This is a genomic window from Thalassoroseus sp. (assembly GCF_984380535.1).
On record NZ_CFHRBF010000004.1, the window covers coordinates 317,498 to 338,739 of the forward strand.

Below are 21,242 nucleotides of genomic sequence, written 5' to 3' on the forward strand. Positions count from 1 at the left end.
CAACACGGCTCACCGAGCCGTGGTACTTTCGAATTCGATATCGACGCGTCACTATTTGTCGTCGAGGACTTTAACGGCGGCAAATTCACCGCCTTTGAGCATTTCCAGGCTGGCTCCGCCGCCGGTGCTGACGTGGCTCACTTGGTCGGCGAATCCGAGTTGATCGACAGCCGCCGCACTGTCACCGCCACCGATGATGCTGGTTGCATCGGCATCGGCAACAGCCTTCGCGACGATTTTCGTGCCTTCGTCGAACGGAGGCATTTCGAACACACCCATCGGTCCGTTCCAGACGATGGTCTTCGCGGACGCAAGAATTTCGCTGTACAACTTGGCCGTTTCGGGACCGATGTCGAAACCTTCCCAGCCATCGGGAATCTCACCAGCAGCGACAACTTGCTTGTTGCACGCCGATTTGAAGTCGTCGCCACAATGCGTATCGACGGGCAGGACAAGTTTGTCGCCACCTTTTTCAATCAGACTTTTCGCCAGATCGGTCTTATCCTTCTCGACCAAACTTCCACCGACTTTTCCGCCCTGGGCCAGCGAGAACGTGTAAGCCATCGCTCCACCAATCAGGACTTTGTCGCATTTGCCTAGAAGGTTTTCGATGACTTCGATTTTGTCGGAGACCTTCGCCCCCCCCAAAATTGCCACGAATGGTCGCTCGGGGTTGGAAATTGCGTCGGTCAGGTACTGAATTTCCTTCTCGACAAGGAAACCGACGACTTTGGGTTGGTCGTCCATCGCTTCCGGGACGGCCAGCATGGACGCATCCGTTCGATGACAGGTGCCGAAGGCGTCGTTGCAGTAGATGTCGGCGAAGGAGGCCAGCTTCGCAGCGAATTCGCGGTCGCCTTTTTTCTCGCCTTTGTTGAATCGCAGGTTTTCTAGAACCAACGTGTCACCGGCTTGAAGGGCACTGACTTTCGCTTTCGCATCGTCACCGACGGTATCTTCTGCGAAGACAACGTTCGATCCCAGTAGTTCGCCCAAGCGGGTGGCGGCGGGTGCCAAGCTGTATTTCTTGTCTTCATCCGAACCATCGCCGGCCGGTCGACCGAGGTGGCTCATTAGGATCAGCTTTCCGCCACGGTCGAGAACGGATTTGATGGAAGGCAATGCCATCCGGATGCGGCGATCGTCGGTGATCGTCTCGCCGTCGAGCGGCACGTTAAAATCGACACGCATTAGTACGGTTTTGCCAGAGACATCAACGTCGGCAATGGATTTCTTAGCCATGATTGAGTTTCCCAATGTCAGGGTGAAAGAGCGTTTTGTGTGAAACCTGGCGTCAACGCGAGTTCTGACGGATCACTGGCAGCGCGTCAACGGTGCGGCATGATAATTCCGAATCTCAGACCGGAACGTCGACCCGTTCCAACAACGATTGCACCACTTCTTCCCGCGATGAGCTGCCATATTTCGCTTTGGAAGTGAGCACGACCCGATGAGGCAACACATACGGCGCGACTTGCTGCACATCGTCGGGCAACACGTAATCCCTCCCGGCTTGGAATGCTGCGGCTTGGGATGCTCGAAAAAGCATCAGCGAACCGCGTGGACTGACGCCCAGTTTCAGTCGGCTGTCGACACGCGACTCGTGGACGATCCGCACCAGGTACTCCGCCACATTACGTTCCACATGAACTGTCGTGACCAATTTTTGCAAAGCCAGTAGCTCTTCCTGAGAAATAACCGGCTGAAGCTCGTCGACAGGATGCGAACTTGTCTGGGAGTAGAGAATATTGACTTCGTCATCCAGATCGGGATATCCGAGGTGCAACTGAATCAAAAATCGATCTAATTGAGCCTCGGGAAGCGGGTATGTGCCGTGAAAATCAATGGGGTTTTGCGTGGCTAACACAAAAAACGGTGCGTGTAACGGGTGACAGACGCCCTCGATTGTCGCTTGCGATTCGCTCATCGCTTCGAGCAGTGCCGACTGAGTTCTTGGCGAGGCTCTGTTAATTTCGTCGGCCAACAGGACATTGCAAAAGATTGGCCCACGTCGGAACTGGAAATTCCCGTCAACGGGGTTATAAATTGAGGAGCCGAGAATGTCGCTGGGAAGTAGGTCGGGTGTAAATTGCACCCGTTGAAAACTGAGATCGATCGAGCTGGCGAGTGCTTTCGCCAATGTAGTTTTGCCCACGCCGGGAACGTCGTCCATCAAGACGGAACCGCCTGCCAAGACAGCGATCAAGAGCACATCGATACACTCGTCTTTTCCCTGAATCACGCCGCTCAAGTTGGTTTTTAGGTGATCCAGACGCTGACGGGCGTCGTTGGGCGGTGTGGGATTCATACCGTTACGAGAGTTTTGGGAATTTTTCAGGATGATGATTGCGGAAAAGCCGCGGTCGCGGAAGAATTGTAAAAGGCTCGTGTCCAGATGAGAAGGATCGAAGGCTTCACCGACCCGGTCGTTCGTTGCTTTCGCCAAAGTTTCTTCAGATTGACATGCCTACCTGGTCGGAGTTGTTCCTCCCGGCTCGGTGGGTGTGGTGAATTTTCCGGGGACCAGACCAACCGTTCGGGTCTGGTTGGCCGATAATTGCTGTACCCCATGGAATGGAATCTCCACGTGTTTGTGCCGTTTCCCCGCAGAGATAAGTAGGCCGCCCGTGCTCAAATCCCGCCAGCGACTTGGAAAATACCGCATTGAACAGCGACTCGCCGATGGTGGGTTCGGAGCCGTTTTCCGAGCGATGGACACGATCGAAGGGATCCGTGTTGCGATCAAGGTGCCTCATCAGCACGTACTCGACGACGAAGTTCTAGAAGATTTTCGTCGGGAAGTCCGTCTGACCGCCCGCTTGGATCACAGCAATATCCTATCGCTGAAGAACGCGAGCTTCATCGACGACTATTTCGTAATCGTGTTTCCCCTTGGCGAAAAATCCTTGGCGGACCGATTACGCAGTCGGATGTCTCTCAAGACGGCCTTGGAACTAAGCGATCAAATGATCGAAGCGGTGGCCTACGCCCATCGACAGAAAATCATTCACTGCGACATCAAGCCGGAGAACTTTATTCTGTTTCCGGGAAACCGTGTCCGCTTGACGGATTTCGGGATTGCGAAGGTGGCACAAAAAACGATTAAGGCCTCGGGTTCGGGGACTGTCGGGTATATGTCGCCAGAACAAGCCATGGGCAAACCATCAAGCCGTTCCGATGTATTCTCGCTCGGGCTATGTATCTACCGCATGCTCACGGGGCATCTCCCGGAATACCCATTTGATTGGCCGCCGGAGGGGTTTAACCTGTTACGTCGCCGAGTCCACGCGGATTTGCTGCAGGTTCTGAAAAAATCGATGGAAGTCGACCCGAAAAGTCGATATCGCGATGCGGACCAGATGCTGCGTATCTTCCGACCAGCTGCCCGGAAGTCGCTCGCGTTGGCAACTGCCCGACGCACGACGGCACGGAAATCAGCCACCACCAGAGCCCGATGAAACGCGACGATGTCTTTGGCTTATTAGGAGCCGGGTTACTGTTGCTGGTCGGATGGGTCGATTTGCAGTGGCGATTGTTCTGGTGGATCTGCGGCGGCCTGATTCTCTTGTGGTCGCTCGCTACCACTATTCAAAATTGGCAGAAAGACGACCAATAGAAAAAACCGCTCAGGACGGGTGTCCGGAGCGGTTTTTGTTTGTGGCATCACTCAAAAGTCGAATGATTGAATCTATTCGTTTTCAGCAGGTTTGACGGCTTCTTCGGTTTTGTTCTCGTCTTCGGTGACGGTCACCTTGCTTGCAACCAAGAATCCTTCGACGTCTTCCAGTTCCGCTTCAATCTCTGGCTTAAAGTCGAGCCAGTCGTATTCTTTTTCGACTTCGACCCAACCGACTTTCTTCACGGTTCCGGTGACTTCAACATAGTCGTCGACTTGCAAATTCGTCGGCAGCGGGTCTTCCGAAACGACGATCAAGTCGTTCTGGAACAATTCCCAATCGCCTGAAATGGCGATCGTGTGAGCATCGTAGACTTTTTCGACTTCGCCTTTGACCGTTTGCGTGGAACCGGCTTCGGCGTGCCCGTCTTCAATGTCTCCAGGTCGCAGTTCATTTTCGGCGGTTGGTTCTTCCGGGTCGCCGACATTATTGGTGTCTGCATCTCCACAGCCGACCAATACCAAACTGCAGGACAGGATAGCGGCGGGAATCGCCCAAGTGAAACGCTTCATAATTGTCTCCTCAATAGTGATCTGTCGAATCCAGTAACTTTTCCGAAGGACAACAAAAGCAAAGACCGTGCCAGTCGATATATCCTGCGTTTTCCGTCGATATTGGGTTCCTAAGAGGCCTCGATGTGACTCCTCCGAAAGCAGTCTGGACATTGGATGACCGGTTGCGAACCAAAACCAGGGTTCGACACCAGGCCTATGACCATCCAATTTCGCGAAATTACGGCGGCGAATCTTATTTTCTGACTTCCTCGCGATACAATTCTCCCGCCCAAGAGAGATATGGTCGCCCCGGCTACCTTTTGACTCAATTTCGGGTATACGATTTGCGTCCCCGAGCCGAATCGAATTTTTCCTACCGTTTCGAGAAACATCAATGACGGACGATCAAGGCCCCCAAACTCAGGCAACTTCGACCAACACGAGTTCCAACGTCACCGACGCTGAAGAATCTCTGATCCTGTTGCCGAACGGCCGAAAAGCGAAGCGACAGGGTCAAATTGAAACGGAACGGGCCCAAAGCCGAGGTCGTGAAGATCAGAAATATACGTCGGTCATTATCAAGCGAAATGATGAAACGGTTCGCCATCCCGATGACACGCTTGAACGCGCGATTCAGGAAGGGCTGGAGCAGATCAAACGCCCCCAGGTTTCGTTAGCGCTGTCGTCGATCGCGGGTGGACTTATTGTCGGTTTCTCCGCCTTAGCGGTGGCGGTTGTCACGCAAGCCACGATTTCGCTTCATTCGCCAATGCTCACGCGAATCGCCACGGCGTTGGTTTATCCGGTTGGCTTTATTGTGTGTATCATTAGCGGAGCTCAACTGTTTACCGAACATACCGCGACGGCGGTCTATCCTGTTTTGGACCGACAGGCAAAGTTCCGTGGCCTTCTGAAACTCTGGGCGATCGTGATTCTCGGCAACCTCATTGGAGCCACGTTGATCGCCGCGTTGTTGACTTCGGTGGCGTCCGTCGTGCAAGCCAACGAGGGCGTCATGGAGATGGGACACCACCTGACCGAATTTAATCGTCGCGAACTGTTAACCAGTGCTGTGTTGGCTGGTTGGTTGATGGCCCAAGGTGCATGGCTCGTATTGGCTACGCCGCCGGACTTCAGCAAAGTCGCATTGGTTTACATCGTCACATTTATCATCGGACTGGGTGGGTTCCATCACTCGATCGCCGGAACTGCCGAAATGTGTATGGCGATGTTTACCAGCGAAGAATTCACGCTCAGTGACACGTTTCGATTCGTGTCATTGGCACTTCTAGGCAACATGATTGGTGGAAGCGTATTTGTGGCCATCCTGAATTACGGTCACATCCGACAAACACAATCGGTGGAAGATTGACCAAGACCGGAACGACTCCCGGCACTGGCTACCTACTTGGGTAGATCGGCGGGCGGCGTACGTTCGTCGTTGTCGGGCAGTTCGATCATGTTTCTTAGCGGTGTCCCCACGTTTTCGGTCTTTCCACCAGTTGCCAAAAAGAAGGCCGTGGCGGAACTTTTGCCGGCATCGATATTCATGACCGGATTGTTGTCCGCAGTAAACCGAGCCTTGGACAACGGCAGCCATTTGCCTTCGGTGGTTTCGACCCAACCCGGCCCGAAATTCGCGATCCGCGGATGCGTTGTGGAAACGCGATCGCGTTTGAAGTCTTCGACGAACGAGTAGTATCCCCGTAGCGGTTGCCCACTGCTTAGCGTGGAAAATGTAACGAGATGTTTCCAGGTCTGTTCCCGCGGAAGATAGAAGTAGCCCGCGTATTCCGTTCGCGGACCGTTGGGTGTTGCCCGCACGAGGCAGCGGTACGTTTCATCGATTTTCCAATCAAAATCGAAGAACGATTGCCCGCCGGAACCTTCGCCACCGAATCGGCCTACTCGAACTTGTGCGTCTTTGTGAAGGATCTTCACTCGCTTCTCTTCCGGGACGGCATCCGGGTTGTTTTGACCGGAATCCCAGACAGAAAACAGCACGACCTTCTTGCCATTTCCCAATTCCTGCAGCCCGAAATACCCACGATTCCACCCACAAACCATGAAATACGATCCGGGAGCCGACTTCTGAATCGTTACTTCGTTGTAGAAAGACCGCCCCTCAGGTGCAGGGTATCCCAGATGCACGGAACGACAAGCCACACCTTTGAGCCGTTCGTCTCCAGACGAATGACGAGGTAAGACGGCAAGTCCGAGCACCATCATCGTGACGGCAATTACCGTGTGTCGAGTTCGTTTCATTATATTGATTCGCATCTATGTTCAAACTTGAGGAGGAGGCGTGGCTCCCGGTGGGGGGCTTCCTTGGCCGGATTGAATATAACTTCCGCGACCCATCGCGTATTCATCCGCCGAGGGTTCGTCCGCGATTTGTTCGTCAGCATCGCGGCACTGCTGAAAATAACGTTTGAGGAACGGCACACACCAACCACAACCGGTTCCCGCACCGCCGCAGTCGGCAAGTTGGCTCGGCACACGGGGCTGGTGAATCCGCAGGTAATTCACCACCTTACGTTTCGAGACGTGGAAGCAGAGGCATAACTCATCGTCCAATTCCACAATCTTTACTCCTGGATGGGGGTGAGGACAATTTCCGTGTCCCGAATTTCGTAACTTAGCCCGGCCTGTTGCGTGATGGAAGTGAGTACTTCGCCGAAAGTGGTATTCTCCAAGGAAACCGTAACCGTACGATCGAGACGCATGGGCGGAATGCGTTCATCTTCGCTGCGAATCGGCACTCCGAGGTATTCTTCGAACCACTGCAACATCTCGCGTAATGCAATCGGTCGCGATTGATCGAACTTGACTATGCGAATATCGAGTGACTGGCGAACGTCGATCTGCATCGGTCGTTCATCGGTGAACTCGGGAGCGAACTGCGGTTCGATCGGAGTGTCTTCACCCTGAAAACCAACCGGTTGAACAGCGACTTCCCGAGGAGCGGGCAGGGGAACGTCGATCATCGGTGGCTCGTCCACCGGCACGACGACCGCAACTTGTTCACCAGGGATATCAGCAACGCCCTGTGGAGGTTCATCGTCATTCGGTTTCGCCGGATCATCTTCCACGACAGGTTCGATTTCGGGTGTCGGCGGGTCTCCGGGTTCTGAAGAAGCAACTTCCGTCGGGGACGGCTCTGATTGCACTGTCTCTTGGCGATCTTCCGCACGCGGCCAAAGAAAAACGAGCAGCAAGACACCGACAACACCGGCCACCCCCCAACTGATTTGCTGCGGCGTGAGCGTTCGCCTCGCTCCATCAATCGCGGATGGCAACGGTTGTTCGAGTAAGGGTTCGGCGACGAATTCGTTATCGAGACCGGCGACGATTCGAATCGGCTGGTCGCAATGCGGGCAATCAAGTTCTTTGCCGAGGAACGCACGGTTTCGGATCCGTAATGGTGCTTGACAATGCGGACACGGAAACTGTGAGGGCATATGGGCACCATTCCCAGAATGCGGAAGCCGACCGGCGAAACTATTCCTTAGGCATTTCCAGCTTCATCGGTTTCAGGTTGTTCTTTTCGGCGAACTGGAATGTTGTGACGACCAGCGTCATCGTTTTTTCGTCTTTGACGCAAATGCACATTTTGTCGTACTGGCTGAAAATCTTCGCCAGTGTTTGCTCACAGGGCACCACGCCGAGACTGAACGATTGCGGCATGTTCTTGGTGTAACCGGCGAACTTGAGTGCATCGCCATCAATGTCGATCGTCAACTTTGTAGCCTCGGCGATATCGGCGATGGCTTCTTGCAATGGTCGACGGGCGAAATCGGCTTCGATAGGCAGTTTCAGCCGTCCGGCGATGGTTGTCGGTAGTTTCGGTTCGTCGGTGCTCGGTCCTGGGCCGGTAGCCTTCGAGAAGTCAGTCCGAGTGGATTCATCCCAGGTCAACAAGGCCGCAAGCGCAAGGTTGGGAGCCGCCCGTTCGTCGAGTACCGTCGTCAATTGGACGAAACGATCGCCTTTTCCGGTCAAGGTTTTCAGCGAATACATCTTCATCATGGCGGGAAATCGTCCGATCAACTGTCGATAACCACGTTGAGCCGGCGACATTTTTCGCACCATTGCGAGCAATTCGTCGGGGAGTTGTCGCAGGTGTTTTTCCATCGTCCGCGTGACCGTTTGCAGCGACGAACCGCTGTTGCCACTGCGAACCTGGAGTTGCGAGACGAACTTGCTGTCGGTCATTTGCATGCTCCAAGCGATTGCGTCGATTTCCACATCCGCTTCGAGCCATTCCAACACGGATTCGGCAGCGGGTCGAATCGTCTCTGAGAGCATTTCTTCGCGATAGGTCAGAAGATCGCTACGGCTGAACACGACACTCACCGGGCGATTGCTGTCAGTCAATGGCAAGAGTTCGTCGACCCCTGGACGAGCGGAACCCCCGCCGGACTTGGTCGACTTCATCTCCTCGATGTCTTTCATCGCCCACACCGAGAAGGAACTCACTTCGCTGCTGCCAGGAGGCGAATCCAAGAGGTAAACACGACCATCTCGCTCAAAAACGTCCGTATCGGCACCTTCCATGCGTTTGAACTGAAGATCAAACAGCTCCGTCCGCGCTAACGGTTCGATTAGTCGAACATTCGTGACCACGACAGGGTCTAAGTTCTGCCCCGGTTGAGCCAAGTAAAACTGAAGCTGTGCGATCTCGGTCGGTTGAAATCCGCCCAGCGTCTCGACCTGTTTTCCCAGCCATGTGCCAAACGGCCCCAATGCCGCTGTGAATTCCTGGAACTGCGGGTTGTTCCCCCACAAGTCGGCGGGGTGCAGATTGATGACGACACTCGTTCCAAGGGGAGCCATCCGCGTTGGAATCGGCCCACCTTTCGGGGGCATCGTTTTCTTCAGAAACTCGTTCGAGGCGACGAATGCCGATTCCGAATTGGATTGCTCCTGGACGTACTTTTCGTCGACCTTCGGCGGCTCCTTCTTCGGACCGGTATCCGTCACCGGAGCCGGTTGACTGTTCACCCAAATCACACCGCCCACAATCAACAACGCAACCAAACCGCCGGAAACTATGCCCAACAGCTGTTGCTTCTTCTTCCGTCGACCGGGTTGATAAGACGAAGCCGGCAGAGGCCCGGGCGTTGCGGTTTCGGCAGCTGTCGCTTTCGTCGCGGTCTCGGGTTGGGAGTGAATTTCGACGACCTGATTCCGGTCGAATAGAATCTTGTAAGGACCGGCCGCGTGTTCGAAGAGGAGATACTCGCGTTTCCGAGTCGTGGTCTCACCCGTTTTGGGGTGCATAACTTTTGCGGAAACAATTTTCTTCTTCGCCGGTTTGCCCAGGAGTTTGACGACGTCTTCCTTGGACTGTCCACGTTCGATCAACGGTGCCGATGGTGTGCGACTTGTGACCGTTTCGGTTTTTGTCTCGACCGCAACTGATGGACCGGTCGGCTGATCGCCCACCATGGGAAACGCAGGTTCATCCGTCACGCCGGGGAAATCGAAGGCGTTCTCAGATGGTGGCTCGCCGGCTGGTTCATTGGGAACCCATTGCGGAGCCGCCCCAACCGCCGGTTCGTCCTCGGCAAGCTGAAGCTCGACTTCCTCCGGTTCTTTGAGGACGAATTTATGTTGGCATTGCGGGCATTTGCCGAGCTTGCCGAGCAAACTGCGGTTCGGCAACTTCAACGCACTCGAACACTTGGGGCAGGGGATCAGTAGCTCGGACATGGCACTTCACGGTTGAAGGTCATTAGTTCGGATTCCATATCCTATTCTAAGACTCGAAAAACCGGTTGCCAAGGCGTTTCCACAATCCGCGACCTTCCCAACAATTCAGTACGGTTCAAACAGCCGATAAAAAAGCCCTGCGACCAAACGGCCGAAGGGCTTCGGATGTCGTTGTCCCATCTCGAAACGACTCGAAAGTCAACCGAGGATTACAGAAGCGTGCGAAGTTCCGCGATCGCCGGAGAAATCTCCGCCGCCAAACGATCCAAGTGCGGACGGTCAGCAGTGTTACAACGGGCAATCCATTGTGCAACAGCACGCCAATCGCGATCGAGTTCGGTGATTTCTGCAATCACTTTACTGCGGTCTTCACGTGCGATGAGCAATTCATGGATTCGTCGTGTGCGTTGCGAGAACACGGAAGCGTCTTGCATGGCTTGGTTGCGGAACGTTTCCCGCGATGTGCTCAACCAACGACCGATGTCGGATTCCAAGTGGTACGCCAGGTTGTCGAGGTTACCGATTGCGTCAACCGCCCGTGTGTAATTGTAGTTCCCAGAGCTGCTGCCGGTTTCGAATCGCAACGCCGTTCCAAGCGACTGAATGTTCTGCTCGATCTCGCTGAGCACCTGTTGAGCCGCTTGGCTTTTCAAGTCGCGGAACAAGCTACTGAACGAACGCCAGGCATCGTCGACGTACTGGTAAGCTTCGACGACCTGTTGTGTCGGCTCACCACGGGAGACCACATCATTGAAATTCTCGCATGTGCCGTAGAACTGATCGGAAATCGCCAGCACTTGGTCGGCTCGTGGGAGTTCGATCAACAATTTGAGCGGTGCTCGCACGAAGAAATCGTCCACGTCGCGTTGAAGCAATGTGGAAATGTACGTCAGCCGTTCACGGTCCATCTGGTGGGGCAACCAGAGAAGTTCGTGCATTTGGTGATCGTGTTCATTGATCCGACGCACGTCCCGTTCGAGATACCGGTTGTTAAGCGGTCGCAGTTTCGCTGCGAACGGAAACCACATTTGTTGGAACATGCGGTATTCGTCGAGAACCAAACGATACTCTTCCTGGTCGGCAACACTGTTGTAGCAGACTTCGGCTTGGTTCTGGATACGACGACCTTCCAACAACAAATTCTGCTTTTGCTGCGAACGTGGCAACTCGACTTCAATGTCTTCCAGCAAGTTCCGAACGCCTGACGACAACGATGCCGTGTGCGACATCAACGCCCGACGATCCAATTGCGGATCGATTTCGAAGACTTTGCCGACTTCTTTGGCGTAGTCGTTGATCGTGCGGATTTGTTGGATCGTGTTCTGGCTGAGTCCACGAAGTTGCGACAAACGGTAGGCGAGCAGTCGCCAATCTTTGTCGAGATCCTTCAAGTCGCTGTGGATCATGGTGTGATCGTTGTACTGCTGAGCACGTTGCGAAATGATCGCGACGCGGGCACGCAGACGGAGCAAGTCGTCAAAGAACGGACGAATGCCGGAGACCCGACGCATGTCGTCCGCGAGTAATGTGGTCAGGCGATCGGCTTCCCGGCTGACCTGGGGCAACACCCGCCGAGCCGACTCCATTTCGCGGGTGGGTCGGGTAAGGTTTTGCGGTTGGGTGTTGATTGGACGCCGGTCGTTCAAACGTTGATCGTTTGGAAAGGTGAGTTCTTGGCGACGTCGTTCGGAATCGGTCAAGGATTTCAGAATGTCATCGATCTCTTGCCGCGAAGGGGCTTCCGTCGGCGGTTCATAGACTGCCCGAGTGATTGGCAATCGGTTCGAGGTTTGATAGTCACGCGTGTCGGTGCGATAGCGTTCGTACTCGCGTCGGTCCTGCGAATTCGCTGCTTGAATCACGACGACCGAAGCGACACCGGTCAGCAGCATGGCTGCCGCGAGGCGTCGTAGTCGGATCATTCGACGGATCATCTTGGCGGGCAGAGACGCCGCCCACGTCCCGAGGTGAATCATCTGGGAATCCTTTCGTTTGATGGGAGATACTGACCGGAAATGAGTTTGCCAGTCAGAATTGACGACTTCCGTTTGCGTCAAGAGAACTAAGTACCCCGTCGCAAAATGGGTTCCTTAGGGCGCGAGGTATTATGGAAATTCTTCCAGGCTTGCCAAGATCAGTTCCGCAAGACCGCACCTTCAGATCATCAATTTCCCAGCCTACGAGACTGAAAGACGATCGCAACTTGAATGGTGTGCATCGTTTGCATGGGTCTTGCATCCGAAATTATGACTTCTGAGTTGCGTCGCTTTTTTCGGGGACATGAGGAATAAGAACACTCAGGCGGGTCGAAAAACCGAAATATGGGAATAGTGCGGTGGTCGCGAACGGTCTTCGGTGTGCGAACATTTCGAGTTCAATATGGACGATGAAGTTCCAGGAGTCCCAGAGTGGGTTGTGACTTATGGCGACATGATGTCGTTGTTGCTCACGTTCTTCATCATGTTGGTGTCGCTGAGTGAAGTCGTCGCGGATAAAAAGTACCAGGCAATTCTCGAAGCGTTGATGCAATACACCGGCTATGAAGCGGCACCACAATCGCCCGAGGGCAAGAACTTCGCTTTGAACTCGGTGGTCGAAAAGTTGACCACATTGGGCTCGTTTACCAATGGTGCAGGGTCCGGCGGAATTCGACAGGTCAGTATGCCCGGCGATTCCCTGCAAATTCTGCGGACCCGCGAAGGTAAACCCCGACGTGTGGGCGATCCCGTGTTTTTCGAACCCGGTGAGTTCACGCTTTCCGAGACGGCGAAATCGCAGCTTGTCGAGGTCGCCAGGGAATTAGCAGGAAAACCGAATAAAATCGACCTTCGCGGACACGTCGCGAGCGAATCGACTCCGAACGGGATGATGCTGTGCTATCAGCGTGCAAAAGCAGTGCGTGCGGAACTGATCGATTTGGGAATCTCGACCGTGCGAATTCGCCTCACCGCTGTCGGATCGGCCGAGCCGGAAACGACCATCAGCGAACAACTTACACCGCATCCCGATCGCGTGGAAGTGATGATTCTCGACGCCTTCGCCAGCGAATTCATCGGGCCGGAAGCACCATTGGAGTAATTCCGCAACATTGGTGTGCCACGTGGAATACCGTCCACAATTCCATCCATGCACGGCTCACAGAGCCGTGGCACACTTTTTCATGAGTTTCCAAGACCTGCTGGTATCAAAAACGAAGGCGGCGGTCCGGTTGGAATTTTCGTTCCACCGGACCGCCGCTTCGCGACCCCAAGGCACGGTCAGGGAGTCAGGACGGTTTCGTTGATTTCAGTGATTTCGTCAGGCGAGAGCCTCGGCAGCATTTGGCGATGGATTTCCCGTCGAACGGTCTTTGCCGATCGAAAGCCGTTGCGACCACTCCCGAGCGGGCGCCGATGACCCGGAGAGGATTTCGGCGTCGCGACGTTGCATTTCATCGAGCACGATCGGGTGCAGATCGTCGCCGCGATTTTCCGGCGGAACGTAATGGCTTCGTGCCCACGAACGCAGCCGAAGCTCCTGCACGACGTCGTTTTCGAGGTCTTCCGTATGCTGCATGATGATCAGTCTCCTTCCAGTCACATCGCCCCGCCGGTGTGGATTCCAAAAACGTCGGCAGGGATTTGGTACAGAGTGTCATCGTCGGATTACGAGCGCAAGTGGCGACAATCCGTGTGAAGATTGCCCGCTGCGGAGAACTCTCGTCGAGCCGTCATTGCGGTGGGCACGATCGCCCCATCAATCCTGAATTGCAACCATTTCCCGACCGGATCGGTCGTTACAAACCTGGTTTGCAATTTGCGAAACCGCAAAAAAACCTGGAGAAAACGCGTCTGTCGGCAAATTGAAAATCCGACTTGACGAAAAAATTGCAAAGCACTAGATTTCCGCCGCTTTGAGAGTCTAACCCCCCGGAGCGTTTCCGGATCATCCGTCGCAAAACCTTCTTGACTCCTCGCTAAGACCCAACGGAGACCCAGACCATGAGTGAACGGAATCACTCCACTCCGGAGCAGGCGGCTCAAACCTTCTCCACCGAAGGTGCCCCGAATCCGGTACCCACCCCGAAGTCTCGTGCAACCGCGCGTGGCGGCAAACTCTTTTGGATTCTCGGTGGAGCCGTGACCGCTGTCGCGCTCATCGCCATCGGTTTCCAATTGCTGCGTCAGAATGAAGCCGTCGCGGAAACCGCCGAAGACGCCGCCGCACGGCAGGCACAAGAAGCACACATTGCGAAATTGCGACAACGACCGCTCGCCCGCGTCGGCAAGCAAGTCATCAACTACGACGCCGTCGCCAACGAATGTTTCATTCGCTACGGCGATGAAGTTATGGAAACGATGGTCAACCGCCTGATCATCCAACAAGCTTGCGAAGAACGTGGCATCGAAATTACCGCCACGCGAGTGGACGCCGAAGTCCTGAAAATCGCCAAGAAATTCAATCTCACCCCAGACAACTGGTATGCGATGCTGCACTCCGAACGGGGTCTCACGCCTGACCAGTATCGTCGGGACGTCATTTGGCCCATGTTGGCATTGAAAGCCCTCGCCGGCAACGATGTCGACGTCACCAAAGACGATCTCGCCAAAGCCTTCGAAAGTGCTTATGGCCCACGTGTCGAAGCTAAAATGATCATGCTCGACAACTTCCGTCACGCGGAAAGCGTCTGGGCCGAAGCCAAGAAGAAGCCAGAAGACTTCGAACGGCTTGCTCAAGAACATTCGATCGAACCGAACAGCCGAGCACTCGGCGGAACCGTTCCCCCGATCCGCAAACACGCCGGCAACTCGGAAATCGTGAAGCGTGCCTTCAACATGAAACCGGGCGAAGTGTCTCCGGTCATCCAAGTGGCTCCTGGTCGCTTCGTGATCCTCAAGTGTGAAGGCTTCACTGATCCGGTCGTCAAAGAGATGACTCCAGAAGTTCAACAAGAACTCTACACCTCGCTCATCGAGGAAAAAACGCAAGTCGCCGTCGCGAAAGTCTTCGAACAACTCAAGAAAGAGATTCGCGTCGACAACTATCTGACCGACGTCACCACCGGTGGTCACGTGCAACAAGTGTCGGGACAACAAGAACCGACCGGCACCGCCAGCGTGCGTCAAGCCACCCAGCAAACACCGGCGGGCCGCTAGTCAAGAATGAGGAGCGACACGCCCGCAGCATTGCATGGGCGTGTTGGCAGAAATACCTTGCCACGCTTCGAGATTCAAAATTCGGCGAACCACAAAAACTTCGGCGTGTCGGTCATTTCAGATCGGCACGCCGTTCCTCTGCGCCCATACAGAGATTACAATTCCTTCCAACCGTCCGCCTTCCTCGCTTTCTGATTTTTGAGCAGCCATGCGTAGCGAATCTGAACTTCCCTTTGAAGATGACGCATTCAGTATCCCCGTGGCGGAGCGGGTCAAACGCTTGCCGCCGTATCTCTTCGGCAAGATCAACAAGCTGAAGTATCAGAAGCGGTTAGCGGGAATCGATGTGATCGACCTCGGCATGGGCAACCCGACAGACCCGCCCGATCCGATCATCAGCCAGAAACTCGCCGAGGCGATTGCCGACCCGAAAAACCATCGGTATTCGGTGTCGAATGGGATTCACAATCTCCGGAAGGAAGTCGCCAAGCGGTATTACAAGAAATACGGTGTGCAACTCGACCCTGACAGCGAAGTGTTAGCCTGTCTTGGTTCGAAAGAGGGTTTTAGCCACTTGTGTCTGGCTTTGATGGGCCCCGGTGACACCGCGATCGTGCCGGCTCCGTCGTTCCCGATTCACGTCTATGCCGTCGTGTTAGCGGCGGGGAACGTAATTGCCATCGATGTCCGCGATCCCGACAAATTTCTCGAACGCATCGCCTACACCTGCGAGCATCTATATCCCGCCCCGAAAGTCGTCGTCGTCAACTTCCCGCACAATCCGTCGGGCACATGCATCGAGCAAGATTTCTACGTCGAACTTGTCAAGCTGGCGAAGAAGTACAACTTCCTCGTAATTAGCGATTTTGCCTATGCGGACATTTGTTTCGAGGGTTATCAAGCCCCGAGTTTCCTGAGCACGCCCGGTGCGAAAGATGTCGGCGTGGAATTCACGACGATGAGCAAAGGCTATTCGATGGCCGGTTGGCGAATCGGGTTCTGCACCGGCAATCCCGAGATGGTTCGAGCACTGGCCACGATCAAAGGTTACTACGACTACGGCATCTTCCAGGCGGCTCAAATTGCCGCCATCGTGGCTATTCGTCACGCCGAAGCCGCCGTCGAAGCGGTCGCGGCAGAATACGAAAAACGTCGCGATGCCCTCTGCGAAGGACTCGAACGGATCGGTTGGGAAGTCGAGAAACCACGAGCGGGCATGTTCGTGTGGACAAAGATTCCCGAACCGTGGTGTCAGATGGGTTCGATCGACTTCGCGATGAAACTGCTTGATGAAGCGGGCGTCGCGGTCAGCCCTGGACGCGGTTTCGGCGAAGAAGGCGAAGGCCATCTGCGACTTGCCATCGTCGAAAACTCCCAACGCCTCCGCCAAGCCGTGCGAAACATCGGTCGCTGCCTTTCCGATGCCACCCCACCCGTGGAAACCGCGGCAACCTAGGTCTGTGCCGACATGTCTCTGACAAGACAAATGGGTGGGGCAGACACTTCTTTCTGCCTTTAATCCTACTCTGACAACGACTTCCGGCAGACAGCAATGTCTGCCTCACTGGCCTTGTGTTCGGCGACGGCGTGCATCGTTGTCAGGGCATCGGTCAGGGAATACACTTTGGCACGCGAAACTAGACTTTCACGAACGAAACAACTGATTGCCAGAACTATGAGTCCGTCCGACCAACCCCTGCATTTTCAAACTCGAAGCGTTCACATCGGGGTGGATAAAGACCCGAACTACAAAAGCGCGACGACGCCGATCTATCCGTCCTCGACATTTCGTTGGGACGACTGCCAGACCAACAGCGGATACGATTACACACGCAGCGGCAATCCAACGCGGACGGCTCTCGAAGAGAACATCGCGTCTCTCGAAGGCGGCGTGAGTTGCCGGGCGACGTGTACTGGGATGTCGGCGATCACCACCACGATGCACCTCTTCCAACCCGGCGATCATATCATCGCGGGTCATGATATTTACGGCGGAACCTATCGTCTGTTTTCCGATTTGTTCACGAAAATGGGACTGAAGTTCTCCTTCGTGAACATGGGGGACCCCGCCAACATCCGTGAAGCCGCCACACCGGAAACCAAGTGTATCTGGATCGAAACGCCTTCGAATCCGTTGCTGAACATCGTCGATATCCAAGCGGTGACCGATATCGCTAAAGATCTCGGCGTCATCACGATCGCGGACAACACCTTCCTCTCGCCCGCGTTGCAACGTCCGATGGAATATGGCGTCGACATCGTGGTGCACTCGACGACTAAATACCTCAATGGCCACTCCGACGTTGTCGGCGGATGTGTGGTGGCGAAGACCAAAGAGCATGGCGACAAAATCGCATACATTGTCAATGCTCTCGGACTCGGGAATTCGCCGTTCGATGCCTGGCTGGTGTTGCGGGGGATCAAAACCCTCGGGCCGCGGATGCAAGCTCACCAAACATCGGCGATGGCACTCGCTCGGTTTTTGGCAGACCATCCGAAAGTCGAAAAGGTCTACTATCCGGGATTGGAAGACCACCCCGGTCACGAACTGGCGAAGCGTCAACAGGACGGGTTCGGCGCGATGATGAGTTTCGATGTCGCCGGCGACGGGGCGTATGCTCAGAAAGTGCTCTCGAACACCAAACTGTTCCAACTCGCGGAATCTTTGGGTGGGGTGGAAAGTCTGGTCGAGTATCCGGAGTTGATGAGTCACGCCTCCATGACCGCCGCCGCTCGCAAGGAAGCTGGTATCAGCGAGAAAACGATCCGCGTCTCCGTCGGCATTGAACACCCGGATGACCTCATCGCCGACATGAAATCCGCGCTCGAATCGTGATCAGTTATGAGGTTTGCGTTAGTCGGTGACAATCCTGCCATGCTCCCGTTGGTGCAAGCCATCGCGGAGTCGCAGGATCACGAACTCACCCACGCCGCCCTCGTGGGCGACATGACCGGCGATCTGCTCAAGCTCGCTCCGCGAATCAAAATCGTCGACGACTGGCCGGAACTGCTCACAGTCAAAAAACTCGGAGCAGTCCTCATTGGCGGTGATGATGCCCGTGTGCAGGAAGCCGCCAGGCGGTTGGCGAGCGAAAAGATTTCGCTCGTTGTCTTCCCCTGCGTGGCATACGGCGAGGGATTGGCTTACGAACTTTCGTTGATCCAAGACGAACGCGGCATTTCGCTATGGCCAGCTGTGCCGTTCGCAAAAAACGCGTTCGTTTCCATGATCCATCATGCCATCGAGGAAGAACGCGATTCCCTTCTTGGCGATGATGAGGAAGCGGATGATGAACTGCTCCGAGTTCGCGAAATTCGCATGCAGCGACGCCTGCGATCGTCTAAACCGTCGCATATTCTTCGTCAAGAATTTGAAGAAATTCTCTTGCATGATTTGGTCGTCATGGGAGAGATGTCACGAACGTATAATCGCGTCACGGCAGTTTTAACCGGTGTCACCGACGAAGCGATTTCGACGGGCACGATCACGTTGAACGGCAATGACTTACCGGACGCCGTTTGGACCTGTGAATCTGCCGATGAAGACGGTTGGACAATCACGATTCGCTACGACACATTTGAGCAAACAGTTAAGAACGGCGAATCGCTCGAAGATTTCCGATCGCTCGATAACACCATCCTTCCGCCACAGCCACGCTCACCAAATGAATGCCTCCTGCACGAGATCGCTCCGGCGATTCAAGCAGAATTGACACTGCCGAGCGGTACACCTGTTAGAGATTTCAATTGGACCGATCTTGTCCGTGCTTACGAACAACTGCACGCGGTTCGTAAGAGCATTCGCAAGGGGCGGACGATTGAACTGCACTTTGAGGACACCAGCGAACGCAGTCAGTTCAAATCGCAGATGACCGCCATCGGTTGCGGCGTGTTAACACTGACGTTCTTCGGCGTGTTGGCATACCTCGGAGTCGCCGCTGTGTTCGACAACCGCACGGGACTCGAAAAACGCGCAGAAGTGCGGAACGCAATTCTGTACGACGAACAGTTCGAATCCGGTCAATCGACTTTGACCGAAACCGGGCGAGACCAACTCGATGAGCTGATCGAGTTCCGTAGCTTTCCGATTGTCATCGAAGAAACCGGACAAGAGAAACTCGATTCCGCTCGTAAAGATCGCGTTATTGGCGTACTTGAGGATGCATCGATTGAGAACGCCGCCACGCAAACCGAAGTGCTCCCGATAGCCGGTCCGACGTTGGCGATGATTCTGAAAGTCACACGGATCCTCGTGTTTTTGCCGCTCTTTTTGTTCTTGATTTGTCAGCTTTTATTGCTCATCACGAAACCCGCACGGTCGTAATTCCGTCACAATCGGCAACGTCGATGCGATCGTGGCGAACGGCGGTTAATCTCTAAGTTTCCGCGTGTTGCCAAAACGAAACATTCGGCGACTCCCCGGGCATGACCTATTCATTGGTCAACAGAATCCTTGGGAGATTGACCATGTCGATAACTGACACCTCGCTGACTGCTGGCTTGTTACCCGATGTTAAATCACTTTGTGGAGTCCTCGTTGGTTTGGGCATCGCCAGTGTTAGCGGACCTACGATTGCGTTTGGAGCCGGCTGTGTGGTCGCCGGAGGTTTGACGATGCGAGTCGCCATCACGACGACCCGGCATCTCCGCAAAGTGAAGGAAACCCGGAAAGCGTTGACCGAAGCCATGCAACGGCTCGAACGTCACATCGCCTGCCAACCGCCTTTCGCCGCATCGCACGACCTTCCCACGCCACACATTCAATCGACGCGAGCACCTGCACGTTATTCCCGTCGCAACCGCGTGTGATATTGTTCGACAGCTTCACTCGGAATCGGTGATTACGCGAGCGGAGACAAGTAACAGTTTCCGCTTGTTATTCGCATTCGTTTTTCCCAAGTCGATCAGCGTTGCCTGACCATCTTGGAATGTCAGCCCGTAGTCCCGAGATGCGATCGACGTCGAGGGATCGTACTTCACCGTCAGATTGCACCGGACCGCCGTGCGATCCGCTGACGCGATTGCACGAATTCTCAGTTCCGTTTCATCACCGCCGTAGTCGCTCATTTGCATCTCAATGGACTGCCCGTTAAACAGCGTCACTTTCGGTGCACTCCAGATGTTGCCCCGGGCAGATTGTTGAACGGCATTCATGAATGTCGTTGTCGCTTTGGCATCCAATACCCGATAAGTCTGACGCTGAAACGCCAACTCGACTGATTCGTCCGGTTCCCCGTCAGCATCGAAGACGACTGGGAACGAGTCTGGCAGAGTGAGAATCTTTGACTCGATAACCGGCTGAGTATCTTGTGATTTGCGGAGTTGTTCTAACAGTTCAACGATCTCGGAATGGATCGATGCGTTCTGCCGGATGACAAGACTCAGTTTATCGGGGAAGAAACGGATACTCCCACCGCTGGCGGCATTCCATGAGTCTGACGCGACATGCGTTTGAATTAACTCAAGCAACGAAGCGGCTTCACGTGCGACAAGTTCTTTCTCGCTGGAAAGAAACGTCCGGCCGGCCTCTCTTCGTATGTTTTGGGTCCCCGGAACCGGAACGATCAGGTCCGCAACTGGATACGTTCGTACTTCCAAGCGAGGCCCGCGGAATGAGCTCGCGATCTTGATAACTTCGTTTTCGATCCGATATTTCAATTTCAAAGGCTGTAGCATCAACTGAAGTGTCGTGCGGAGACGGACGTTCTGTGTCTCGAGATTGACCGGCGTATCAGACGAGACATCGACTTGTTCAAGACTCAGTTCATCGAGAATGACATTGACTCCGGTCGTTTGACAGATCTCCTCCAGTGCTTGGCGTAATGGCACATCCTGAAATCGAAAACTACAACGCTGTTCCAACGCACGGAGAAGTTCCTTTTCCGCAGGCGACCATTGTCTCTTCGGAGTTCGTTCGGCTGGGTTGTCTGACGAGAGCCGTTGCGAGATCAATTCGGCTTGTCGCTGCATCAGGACAACCGTAGGTGCGTCGGGAAACCTTTTCTTCGCTTTTTCGAGCCACTGTTCCGCTTTGACCCAATCGTTTTGTTCGATGGCACGATTGAACTTCTCCACCAATCGCGTGACACGTTTGCCATCCGCTTGAGTTGGTGTCGTGAATAGGAATAGACATCCGCAGGTCAACAGTGCAATCCGAACCATCGCCGAATCCTCCTTAATGAACAAATCCTAAGTTCCCCTTGTAAGCGAACACAGGAATT

At 54.5% G+C, this 21,242-nt stretch carries 19 protein-coding genes; 9 read left to right on the plus strand and 10 right to left on the minus strand.

What is annotated here, in order from left to right:
* Nucleotides 1–51: 51 nt before the first annotated feature.
* Both AC5DDB_RS07380 and AC5DDB_RS07385 read right to left on the minus strand, forming a co-directional pair.
* Nucleotides 52–1,242, minus strand: coding sequence for a phosphoglycerate kinase (locus tag AC5DDB_RS07380; protein WP_491739054.1), 1,191 nt, complete (start codon nt 1,240–1,242; stop codon nt 52–54).
* Nucleotides 1,243–1,357: 115 nt separating this feature from the next.
* Nucleotides 1,358–2,308, minus strand: coding sequence for an AAA family ATPase (locus tag AC5DDB_RS07385; protein WP_491739055.1), 951 nt, complete (start codon nt 2,306–2,308; stop codon nt 1,358–1,360).
* A gap of 319 nt (nt 2,309–2,627) precedes the next feature.
* Between AC5DDB_RS07385 and AC5DDB_RS07390 the strand changes: the two genes are divergently transcribed.
* Both AC5DDB_RS07390 and AC5DDB_RS07395 read left to right on the plus strand, forming a co-directional pair.
* Nucleotides 2,628–3,458 (plus strand): serine/threonine-protein kinase, encoded by an 831-nt coding sequence (locus tag AC5DDB_RS07390; protein WP_491739056.1) that lies wholly within the window; start codon nt 2,628–2,630, stop codon nt 3,456–3,458.
* Nucleotides 3,455–3,616, plus strand: coding sequence for a hypothetical protein (locus AC5DDB_RS07395; protein ID WP_491739057.1), 162 nt, complete (start codon nt 3,455–3,457; stop codon nt 3,614–3,616). The genes AC5DDB_RS07390 and AC5DDB_RS07395 overlap by 4 nt, the downstream gene beginning before the upstream one ends.
* Nucleotides 3,617–3,688: 72 nt before the next feature.
* On the opposite strand, the gene AC5DDB_RS07400 is transcribed toward AC5DDB_RS07395, so the two are convergent.
* Nucleotides 3,689–4,189: a hypothetical protein gene (locus AC5DDB_RS07400; protein WP_491739058.1), complete on the minus strand. Its 501-nt coding sequence runs from the start codon at nt 4,187–4,189 to the stop codon at nt 3,689–3,691.
* Nucleotides 4,190–4,565: 376 nt separating this feature from the next.
* Between AC5DDB_RS07400 and AC5DDB_RS07405 the strand changes: the two genes are divergently transcribed.
* A complete protein-coding gene (locus AC5DDB_RS07405) occupies nt 4,566–5,543 on the plus strand; it encodes a formate/nitrite transporter family protein (protein ID WP_491739059.1) in 978 nt (325 codons plus the stop codon).
* Nucleotides 5,544–5,575: 32 nt separating this feature from the next.
* Here the strand turns inward: AC5DDB_RS07405 and AC5DDB_RS07410 are convergent, their stop codons facing one another.
* From AC5DDB_RS07410 to AC5DDB_RS07430, 5 genes are all read right to left on the minus strand, one after another.
* Nucleotides 5,576–6,436 (minus strand): DUF3472 domain-containing protein, encoded by an 861-nt coding sequence (locus tag AC5DDB_RS07410; RefSeq protein WP_491739060.1) that lies wholly within the window; start codon nt 6,434–6,436, stop codon nt 5,576–5,578.
* A 21-nt stretch (nt 6,437–6,457) separates the two neighbouring features.
* Entirely contained in the window at nt 6,458–6,754 is a 297-nt protein-coding gene (locus AC5DDB_RS07415; RefSeq protein ID WP_491739061.1) for a (2Fe-2S)-binding protein, read from the minus strand.
* Nucleotides 6,755–6,759: 5 nt separating this feature from the next.
* Nucleotides 6,760–7,632, minus strand: a complete 873-nt coding sequence (locus AC5DDB_RS07420; protein WP_491739062.1) for an STN domain-containing protein — start codon at nt 7,630–7,632, stop codon at nt 6,760–6,762.
* A 40-nt stretch (nt 7,633–7,672) separates the two neighbouring features.
* Nucleotides 7,673–9,886 carry a hypothetical protein gene (locus AC5DDB_RS07425; RefSeq protein WP_491739063.1) on the minus strand — a complete coding sequence of 738 codons (2,214 nt, stop codon included), beginning with the start codon at nt 9,884–9,886 and terminating at the stop codon, nt 7,673–7,675.
* Nucleotides 9,887–10,095: 209 nt separating this feature from the next.
* On the minus strand, nt 10,096–11,862 hold the full coding sequence (locus AC5DDB_RS07430; protein WP_491739064.1) for a hypothetical protein: 1,767 nt from the start codon (nt 11,860–11,862) through the stop codon (nt 10,096–10,098).
* A 403-nt stretch (nt 11,863–12,265) separates the two neighbouring features.
* On the opposite strand from AC5DDB_RS07430, the gene AC5DDB_RS07435 reads away from it, so the two are divergent.
* Complete coding sequence (locus AC5DDB_RS07435) at nt 12,266–12,964, plus strand: OmpA/MotB family protein (RefSeq protein ID WP_491739065.1); 699 nt, start codon at nt 12,266–12,268, stop codon at nt 12,962–12,964.
* Between the two features lie 219 nt (nt 12,965–13,183).
* Here AC5DDB_RS07435 and AC5DDB_RS07440 read toward each other — a convergent pair whose 3' ends face one another.
* A complete protein-coding gene (locus AC5DDB_RS07440) occupies nt 13,184–13,441 on the minus strand; it encodes a hypothetical protein (RefSeq protein ID WP_491739066.1) in 258 nt (85 codons plus the stop codon).
* Nucleotides 13,442–13,866: 425 nt separating this feature from the next.
* On the opposite strand from AC5DDB_RS07440, the gene AC5DDB_RS07445 reads away from it, so the two are divergent.
* The 5 genes from AC5DDB_RS07445 to AC5DDB_RS07465 all read left to right on the plus strand — a co-directional run bounded on the left by AC5DDB_RS07445 (nt 13,867) and on the right by AC5DDB_RS07465 (nt 19,830).
* Complete coding sequence (locus AC5DDB_RS07445) at nt 13,867–15,021, plus strand: peptidylprolyl isomerase (protein WP_491739067.1); 1,155 nt, start codon at nt 13,867–13,869, stop codon at nt 15,019–15,021.
* Nucleotides 15,022–15,229: 208 nt separating this feature from the next.
* Nucleotides 15,230–16,477: an aminotransferase class I/II-fold pyridoxal phosphate-dependent enzyme gene (locus AC5DDB_RS07450; protein WP_491739068.1), complete on the plus strand. Its 1,248-nt coding sequence runs from the start codon at nt 15,230–15,232 to the stop codon at nt 16,475–16,477.
* A gap of 219 nt (nt 16,478–16,696) precedes the next feature.
* The gene (locus AC5DDB_RS07455) at nt 16,697–17,857 is read left to right on the plus strand and encodes a trans-sulfuration enzyme family protein (protein WP_491739069.1); all 1,161 of its coding nucleotides are present in this window, start codon (nt 16,697–16,699) and stop codon (nt 17,855–17,857) included.
* A gap of 6 nt (nt 17,858–17,863) precedes the next feature.
* Nucleotides 17,864–19,345, plus strand: coding sequence for a hypothetical protein (locus AC5DDB_RS07460; protein ID WP_491739070.1), 1,482 nt, complete (start codon nt 17,864–17,866; stop codon nt 19,343–19,345).
* Between the two features lie 143 nt (nt 19,346–19,488).
* A complete protein-coding gene (locus AC5DDB_RS07465; protein ID WP_491739071.1) occupies nt 19,489–19,830 on the plus strand; it encodes a hypothetical protein in 342 nt (113 codons plus the stop codon).
* 15 nt (nt 19,831–19,845) lie between these two features.
* On the opposite strand, the gene AC5DDB_RS07470 is transcribed toward AC5DDB_RS07465, so the two are convergent.
* A complete protein-coding gene (locus AC5DDB_RS07470) occupies nt 19,846–21,183 on the minus strand; it encodes a hypothetical protein (protein WP_491739072.1) in 1,338 nt (445 codons plus the stop codon).
* Between the last annotated feature and the right edge of the window lie 59 nt (nt 21,184–21,242).